Annotated in this window: 2 protein-coding genes; both read right to left on the bottom strand. The window is 43.8% G+C overall.

The window, feature by feature from the left end:
• The coding region (locus BLT94_RS22580) for an FAD-dependent oxidoreductase (RefSeq protein ID WP_175530455.1) at positions 1-725 on the bottom strand (725 nt) is incomplete at its 3' end.
• Between the two features lie 125 nt (positions 726-850).
• A partial coding sequence (locus tag BLT94_RS21680) for a (Fe-S)-binding protein (protein WP_092238843.1) occupies positions 851-1,606 on the bottom strand: 756 nt, incomplete at its 5' end.

The following is a 1,606-nucleotide window of genomic DNA, read 5'->3' as shown; positions in this document are numbered from 1 at the left end:
TAGGGACCTGTGGAAGACAGCAGACGTTCATAGTCCATACTTGTGACCACGTTCTGCATCTTTCTATACCCGTATTCATCTTTTACACTGGGATCAAACGGGGTAATACCTGAAGACAAAATAATCGCCCCGACATTAATATCCGTCTTTTTGGGCGTTTGATTAAAATCTATTGCGTCTGCCTGGCAAACACCACGGCAGATATCACATTTTTCTTCTTTGAGAAAAAGACAGCTGTCATCAATATATGCAACAAGTGGAATAGCCTGGGAAAAATATACATGAACAGCTTTATTCTGGGATATTCCCTGATTAAACTGATCCGGATATTCTTTTGGGCAGTATTCCATACAAGTTGTACAGCCTGTGCATTTTTCTTCAATAATATATCGGGGTCTGGTTTTCAGGCTGACCTGAAAGTCACCTTTTTCCCCTTCCACTTTTTCAACTTCAGTAAATGTCAAAACCTCTATATTTGGATGCCGGCCGACCTCGACCAGTTTAGGAGAGAGAATTCACATCGAGCAGTCATTGGTAGGAAATGTTTTGTCAAGCTGGGCCATATGGCCGCCAATGCTCGGCGATTTTTCCACCAGGTAAACCTTAAACCCCGCAGTGGCAAGATCAAGAGAGGCCTGTATGCCACTGACCCCTCCGCCAACAACCATCACGTCTCCAAAGTTTTTATCTCCAAGACTGTCGGAAAATAATTGCATATTCTCCATTGGCAATACGTCGTTTCCCACTTTATTTTCTCCTCATCATATTTTCTTAAGTCCTGCCCGGCTAAACCGGACAGGACCGCTTACTTTCAATCAACTTGTGTGTTCAGCGCCTTAAAGCATCTTAACTAAAGCATCTCACTGATAATTTCCGTGATGTCCTTAATCTCCAGAACATCTTCATATTCCAGATTCAGACGGCTTTCTTCAAAGTTGGTGATGCAGTACGGACAGGATGTTGCCAGAACCTGGGCTCCAACCGCATTGGCCTGATCCAGCCTGATATCGGAGAACCTTTCTTCTTTTGGCGTGTCCATCCAGATCCTGCCGCCGCCACCGCCGCAGCAAAGACTGTTTTTGCCATGGTTTTCCATCTCAACCAGTTCCAGTCCCGGAACTTTTCTTAAAACCTCGCGGGGTTCATCATATACATCATTGTGGCGTCCTAAGTAACACGGATCATGATAAGTTATTTTCTTTGGAAATTCACCTTTAAGTTCGAGACGTCCGTCATTGATCAGTTCCAGTAGATACTGGTTGATGTGAAGAACCTCAAAATTTACCATAAATTCAGGATATTCGTTTTTAAAGGTATGAAAGCAATGAGGGGAAGATACAATGACTTTTTTCACCCCATTGTCGATAAACGTTTTAATATTTTCCTTGGCCAGGCGTTTGAATACATCTTCACTGCCTGTCTTTCTGATGCTTTCTCCACAGCAGTTTTCCTGTGAACCCAGGATACCGAAATCCACACCTGCTTTTTGAAGGATCTTGGCTGTGGCCGTGGCCACTTTTTTCATTCGGGGGTCATAACTCAAATAGCAGCCGACAAAATACAACGCTTCCATACCCTCTGTATAGGGCTTTACGGAAAGGCCGTT

This window comes from Desulfobacula phenolica, from assembly GCF_900105645.1.
GTDB lineage: Bacteria > Desulfobacterota > Desulfobacteria > Desulfobacterales > Desulfobacteraceae > Desulfobacula > Desulfobacula toluolica.
The sequence above is the reverse complement of the archived record's forward strand: the minus strand, read 5'-3'. Positions and strand labels throughout refer to the sequence as shown.